Origin of the sequence: Roseisolibacter sp. H3M3-2 (assembly GCF_029211165.1) — a bacterium.
Classification (GTDB): domain Bacteria; phylum Gemmatimonadota; class Gemmatimonadetes; order Gemmatimonadales; family Gemmatimonadaceae; genus Roseisolibacter.
Window position 1 is genome coordinate 1 of record NZ_JARGEK010000310.1, and the last position, 5,985, is coordinate 5,985.

Annotated in this window: 10 protein-coding genes; 7 read left to right on the forward strand and 3 right to left on the reverse strand. The window is 79.2% G+C overall.

The genetic code is table 11. The features are described from left to right. Positions 1–768: hypothetical protein (locus PYV61_RS19685; protein ID WP_275834804.1), on the reverse strand; the 768-nt coding region annotated here is incomplete at its 3' end. 142 nt (positions 769–910) lie between these two features. Between PYV61_RS19685 and PYV61_RS19690 the strand changes: the two genes are divergently transcribed. The 7 genes from PYV61_RS19690 (at position 911) to PYV61_RS19720 (ending at position 3,987) form a co-directional block, all read left to right on the forward strand. Continuing rightward, a complete protein-coding gene (locus PYV61_RS19690; RefSeq protein ID WP_275834806.1) occupies positions 911–1,141 on the forward strand; it encodes an amphi-Trp domain-containing protein in 231 nt (76 codons plus the stop codon). Positions 1,142–1,146: 5 nt separating this feature from the next. Further along, positions 1,147–1,608, forward strand: coding sequence for a hypothetical protein (locus tag PYV61_RS19695; RefSeq protein WP_275834807.1), 462 nt, complete (start codon positions 1,147–1,149; stop codon positions 1,606–1,608). An 8-nt stretch (positions 1,609–1,616) separates the two neighbouring features. Then, positions 1,617–2,108: a methyltransferase gene (locus PYV61_RS19700; RefSeq protein WP_275834809.1), complete on the forward strand. Its 492-nt coding sequence runs from the start codon at positions 1,617–1,619 to the stop codon at positions 2,106–2,108. Continuing rightward, positions 2,105–2,347, forward strand: a complete 243-nt coding sequence (locus PYV61_RS19705; protein WP_275834812.1) for a hypothetical protein — start codon at positions 2,105–2,107, stop codon at positions 2,345–2,347. Before PYV61_RS19700 ends, PYV61_RS19705 begins: the two co-directional genes overlap by 4 nt. A gap of 35 nt (positions 2,348–2,382) precedes the next feature. Next, positions 2,383–2,580, forward strand: coding sequence for a DUF3565 domain-containing protein (locus tag PYV61_RS19710; protein WP_345785269.1), 198 nt, complete (start codon positions 2,383–2,385; stop codon positions 2,578–2,580). Positions 2,581–2,659: 79 nt separating this feature from the next. Beyond that, complete coding sequence (locus tag PYV61_RS19715; protein ID WP_275834816.1) at positions 2,660–3,619, forward strand: MBL fold metallo-hydrolase; 960 nt, start codon at positions 2,660–2,662, stop codon at positions 3,617–3,619. Next, on the forward strand, positions 3,616–3,987 hold the full coding sequence (locus PYV61_RS19720) for a hypothetical protein (protein ID WP_275834818.1): 372 nt from the start codon (positions 3,616–3,618) through the stop codon (positions 3,985–3,987). Before PYV61_RS19715 ends, PYV61_RS19720 begins: the two co-directional genes overlap by 4 nt. 147 nt (positions 3,988–4,134) lie before the next feature. Here the strand turns inward: PYV61_RS19720 and PYV61_RS19725 are convergent, their stop codons facing one another. Then, positions 4,135–5,433 carry a hypothetical protein gene (locus tag PYV61_RS19725; protein ID WP_275834819.1) on the reverse strand — a complete coding sequence of 433 codons (1,299 nt, stop codon included), beginning with the start codon at positions 5,431–5,433 and terminating at the stop codon, positions 4,135–4,137. An 87-nt stretch (positions 5,434–5,520) separates the two neighbouring features. Then, the coding region (locus PYV61_RS19730) for a PhzF family phenazine biosynthesis protein (RefSeq protein ID WP_275834821.1) at positions 5,521–5,985 on the reverse strand (465 nt) is incomplete at its 5' end.

The following is a 5,985-nucleotide window of genomic DNA, read 5'->3' on the forward strand; positions in this document are numbered from 1 at the left end:
GGTGTCGCGCACGCTCAGCGCGCGCTCCCCGCCGCCACGCGCCTCGACCTCCGCGAAGCGCGCCGCGACCTCGCCGACGTCGGGCGGCTCGGCGAGCCGGCGCACCTCCACCTGGTACGTGCTGCGCGCGCCCGAGTAGCGCAGCAGGCGTCGCGCCGAGTCGAGCGTCGCCTCGCCCGTCCCCGACAGCCAGTCGTGCGCGATCTCCGCCCGGCCGCCGCCCAGCGGCCGCACGACGCCGCGGTGCAGCGGGAAGCGGTCGAACTCGCGGTCGAGGTAGAACTGCCGCATCTGCACGGTGTCGCCGGGCGCGCGCCCCGCCGCCGCGGCGCGCCGCAGCGCGGCGTCGAGGTACAGCTCGTAGAGCGCGTACGACTGCGGCAGGTGCGCCATCGCGGCGCCGCCGCCCGTCGCGAACGCGCGCGACACCGTCCCCGCGCGGTCCACCTTCACCAGGCGCACCGAGTCGGCGGTGACCTCGGCGGTGACGCGCCGGTCGCGCTGTTCGGGCGGCTCGCTCGGCGTGTGCACGTCCATCGCCAGGCGGCGGATCGCGCCGTCGGGGGCCAGCTCCACCCGCAGGCGCCGCGACCGCACGCGCGGGAAGCGGTCCACCGCCTCGGCGGTCACGACGTCGCCGTGCCGCGCCACGCGCTCGACGGCGACCGTGTCGCGGCCGAGGAGGGCGACGAAGCCGTAGCGCTCCTCGGGGACGGCGGGGGCGCAGGCGGCGAGGAGCGCGAGCGCGCAGGCGGCGGGACGCGTCATGCGCACCAAGGTACGCCGCCGCCGCGGCAGGCCGCTGTGCGGATGCGGTCAGCGGCTTGTGCCCGCGCCGCCCCCGTCCCACAATCGAGCGACGTCCCGCGCGACCCGCGCGCGCCGCCGTCCCACCCCAGCCCCGCCCCGCATGGCCGTCCGCCGCGCCCGCGACCTCGAGCGCACCTACTCCCGCGCCCAGTTCGTGGCCAAGCTCCGCCGCCTCGCCGACGCGCTGGAGGCCGGCGCGCCGTTCGCCATCCAGGTCGGCGGGGAGCGGCTGCGCGTCCCCGCGGACACCGCGTTCTCGGTCGAGCACGAGCGCTCCGGCGGCGTCGAGGAGCTCGAGTTCCAGGTCCGCTGGCGCCCGGAGGCGTCCTGACGCCCGTGCGCGCGCTCGCGGTGGGCGCGGCGCTCGCCGGCGCGGCGCTGCTCGGGTCGGCCGCGCCGGCCGGCGCGCAGGCGCGCGAGCGGTCGGGGACGTGGAGCGCGCGCGCCGCCACCGGACTCACGCTCGGCGGCACGTGGACCGCCGTCCCCGACTCGGCCGGCGCGACCGTCACCGGCACGTGGACGCTCGTCGACGGGCAGGGGCGGCAGACGGCGGGGGGCGCGTGGTCGGCGGCCAAGGCGGCCACGCGCTGGAACGGGTCGTGGCGCTCGGTGGTCGCGGGGCGGAGCGGGGAGTTCGCCGGCACGTGGACGGCCGACCTCGCGTCGGGGGGCGACGCGCCCTTCCCCGCGCTGTTCGAGCGCGCGGCGCGCGCCGTGGTGAGCGGCGGGTGGCGTACCGGCGGGCTGACGGGCGCGTGGTCGATCCGCGCCGCGGAGGCCGCCCCGGGCGGCTGACGCCGCGCGTGCCCGCCCCCGCCCCGTCCTTCCGGCGCGCGCTCGTGGCGTTCCTCCTCCTGCCGGGGGTCGTGGCGTTCGCCGTGCCGTGGCTGCTGCGGCCGCGAGGCGCGCGCCCGCACGCGGCGGGGCTCGCGCTGCTGGCGGCGGGGGCGGCGCTGCTGCTCTGGTGCGTGCGCGACTTCCACGTCGCCGGGCGCGGGAGCCTCGCCCCGTGGGCGCCGCCCGAGCGGCTGGTCACCGTGGGCCTCTACCGCGTGTCCCGCAACCCGATGTATCTCGCGGTGCTCACGATCCTCGCCGGGTGGGCGTCGGCGTTCGGCGCGCGGCGGCTGTGGGCGTACGCGGCCGGCGTCGCGGTCGCGGTGCACCTGCGCGTCGTGTACGGCGAGGAGCCCTGGCTCGCGCGGCGGCACGGCGCGGCGTGGGCCGCGTACCGCGCCCGCGTCCCGCGCTGGCTCGCGCTCCCCCTCCGCGTCCGATCCCCCGACTCCCGATGACCGCGCCGCCCCCCACCCCGACGCCGCGCGAGCGCGGGCTGAGCGCGGACGAGCGGCGCGACGTGCGCGAGGCCGCGCTCACCTTCCTGCCGGCGGTGCTGCTCGCCGTGGCGCTGGGCGAGGCGCTGGTCGCGCACGCCGGGTGGACGCCGCGCCGCGCGCTGCTGGCGGGCGTTGGGACGGGGCTCACCCTCGCGGTGCTCGTGCTGCGCACGCTGCGCCGCCCGCGCCCCCACTGACCCGCGCCGCCGTGCGGTTCACCGACCGGCCGGGCGTGCCGCGCCGCGTCGTCGGCTTCCACCGCGACGACGGGGGGCACTGGGTCGCCGACCTCGCGTGCGGGCACGGCCAGCACGTGCGCCACGAGCCGCCGCTGGCGAGCCGCCCCTGGGTGCTGACCCCCGAGGGTCGCGCCGCGTTCGTCGGCGAGACGCTCCACTGCGTGCGGTGCGCCGAGGCGGGGGCGTCGTGAGGCCGCGCGGTGTCGCGGCGCCGCGCGCGCGTGTATGGTCAGGCCGGCTCGTTCCCGCACTCTCGCCCGGAGGGGATCCGTGAAGCGCACCCTGGTCACCTGCACGCTGGCGCTGGCGCTCGCCGCCCCGGCGGCCGCGCAGGCGCCCCGCGCCCCGGTGGCGCGCGCCGGCGACGTCGCGACGCGCGGCCTCGCCGAGCGCGACTTCCCGCGCGCGCGGCAGCTCGCCCCGGGCGTGTACGCGTACGAGGCGCTGCGCGGCGCCGACCCGGGCGGGAAGATGACCACCGTCAGCCTGATCGTCGTCACGAACGACGGCGTGCTGGTGGCCGACGGCCAGGGGAACGTCGCGCAGACCAAGGAGATGGTGGACTGGATCGCGCGCACGACGCCGCAGCCGATCCGCTACGTCGTCGTCGCCTCCGACCACGGCGACCACACCGCCGGCAACGCCGCCTTCCCCGCCGGCGTCACCTTCCTCGCCACGCCGGCGTCGGTCCGCGCGATGGCCGCCGCGGCCGGCGGCGCGCCGGCGCGCCTCGACACGGTGGTCGGGAAGCGCACGCTGGCGCTGGGCGGCACGACGATCGACGTGCTCGACCTCGGCCGCGCGCACACCGGCGGCGACCTCAGCGTGCACCTGCCGCGCGAGCGCGTCCTCTTCCTCAGCGAGGCGTACCTCCACTGGGTCTTCCCCGCCATGCGCTCGGCGTACCCGCGCGAGTGGGTGGCGACGCTGAAGAAGGCCGAGGCGATGGACGCGACGTGGTACGTCCCCGGCCACGGCTTCGTCGACGACGCGGCGACGCTGAAGCGCGACCTCCCCGCCTACCGCGACGCGCTGGAGCGCGTGATCGCGGAGGCCGCGCGGCTGCACGCGGCCGGGGTGCCGTGCGCGTCGCGCGACGCGTGCGAGGCGGTGGCCGCGGGGAACTGGGGCGACCTGAAGGAGTGGACGCTGTTCGCCGGGCAGGCGCCGATCGCGGTGCGCCGCGTGTACGACGAGATCGAGGGGAAGCTCCCGCCGCGGGCGCCGTGACGCGCAGCGTCGTCTCCGGCGCGGCGTGCGTGCTGCTCGCCGCGTGCGCGTCCCCCGAGGAGCCGTTCGGGACGACGACGATCCGCGGCCAGCTCCGCACCGCCGCCGGCGCGCCGGCGATCCAGGTGCCGGTGCAGCTCGGCGTCGTCCCCGGCGCGTCGTGCGGGGGCGCGCCCGCCTACCAGGTGCGCCCGTCGACCGTGGGCGGCGGCGTGTTCGTCGGCGAGATCGCGGGCTTCCGCGAGCGCGAGCTGCAGGCGTGCGTGACGGTGCGGGCGGAGGCGACGGGCGGCACCATCACCGCGGGGTTCCCCGCAACGCTGCGCGCCGGCGAGACGCTCGACCTCGGGGTGCTGACGCTGAGGTGAGCGGCGAGCGGTGAGCGTCGAGCGCCGAGCGAGACGGTTCCCTCGGCGCTCGGCGCTCACATGGCCCCGCGATGGCGGCTCCCCTCCAGCGAGGCGGCGTCCCCCGCATGGAGCGCCCTCGCCGCTCGCCGCTCTGCGCGCTCCCCGCTACGGCAGGACGATGCGCGCCGCGCGCGCCTGGGCCACGCCGGGCGGGCCGCCGCTCTCGCCGTAGGCGTTGAAGCCCCAGCAGTGCACCGCGCCGTCGCCGGCGCGCCCGCACGCGTTCAGCGACCCGGTGCGCAGCTCGGTGAAGGCGATGCCGGGCGCCGCCGGCCCCGGCGTGCAGTCGGCCTGCGCGTCCGCGCCGGTGCACCCCGGGCGGTCGGGCGGGCCGTTCTGGTGGAAGAGGTTCCACCCCCAGCACACCGCCTCCCCCGACACCGCGCGCACGCAGTGGTGCCCGGCGCCGATCGCGATCGACAGCGCGCCGACGCGCAGCGGCACGAACTCGGGGGTCGGCACGTTGGCGCCGCGGAAGCGCGCGGGCGTCGGGCTCCCGAGCGTCCAGTACGCGCCCCACCCCCAGCACAGCACGCCGCCGGCGCGCGTGACGCCGCAGGTGTAGCGGTCGTGCGGCGCGACCTGCGCCAGCGGCTCCGCCGTCGCCACGCGCACCGGCACGTCGCTCGACGCGCTGCGCCCGTCGCCGAGCTGCCCCAGCGTCCCCTCACCCCAGCACCACGCGGCGCCGGCGCCGGTGAGCCCGCACACCACCGTCTCGCCGGCCGCGAGGTCGACGAAGCGGTGGTCGCCCGCCACGCGCGTCGGCGCGGCGGCGCGGCGCGCGCCCGTCCCCGCGCCGAGCTGCCCCGAGGGGCCGTCCCCCCAGCAGTAGGCGAGCCCGTCGGACGCGATCCCGCACAGCAGGCCGGGGCCCACCGCCAGCCGACGGAAGCGCAGCGCGGTCGCCAGCCGCGTCGGCGCGCGGTTGCACGGGTGCGTCGTCCCCGCGACCTCGGCGCCGCACGGGCGCGCGTCGGCCGCGCCGAGCAGCCCGCCCACGTTGGCGCCCCAGCAGTCGACCTCCCCGTCGGCGGTGAGCGCGCAGACGGTGAGCGGGGTGTCGCGCTGGTCGGTCGCGGTGGCGGCGAGTGCGACGTAGCGCCCGTCGCCCGACACGGGGCGCGGCGCGGTGGACGCGTCGGCGTAGCCCGACCGCGCCGGGTCGCCGCCGATCCCGTCGGCGTTGCTCCCCCAGCAGTACGCGCGCCCCGCGCCGCCGAGCGCGCACGCGGCGCCGAACGGGAGCGCGATGGTCGCGCCGCCGGCGACCGCGGTCGACGCCTCCTCGGGGACGGCCGGCGCGCGCGCCGAGGGCGCCGAGGGCGCGGTGGCCGGATCGGCCGCGCAGCCGCCCAGCAGCGCGACGAGCGCCGCGGCGAGGGGGGAACGACGGAGACGCATGCCCGGAGGCGAACGACGTGACCGGGGGACGGGATCCCGTCCCTCAAGTAGCATGCGCCGGCGCGGCGCGCGAGGGGCGGCCCCCGCTCAGCCCGGGATCGGCACCGCGCTCCCCGACACGACGATCCCGCCGGCCGCCGGCACGGCGACGGTGATGCGGCTCGGGCGCCCCATCGCCTCCCCCTGCCGGATGGTCAGCGTCGCCGGCGCCGCCACCAGCCCGGCGTCGCGCAGGTAGCCGCCGAGCGCCGCGGCCGACGCGCCGGTGGCCGGGTCCTCGACCACGCCGCCCACCGGGAACGGGTTGCGGGCGTGGAAGACGTCGGCCCCCTCGCGCCACACCAGCTGCAGCGTCGTCAGCCCGTCGCGCGTCATCAGGTCGCGCAACGCGTCGAAATCGTAGTCGAGCGCCGCCAGCCGCGCGGCGTCGCGCACGGCGAGCACGAGGTGCCACGCCCCCGCGTAGGCGCGCGCCGGCGGGATCGCGGGGTCGAGCGCGTCGGGCGCGCAGCGCAGCGCGGCAAGTCGGAGGCCAAGCGGTCTTAGGAAGAC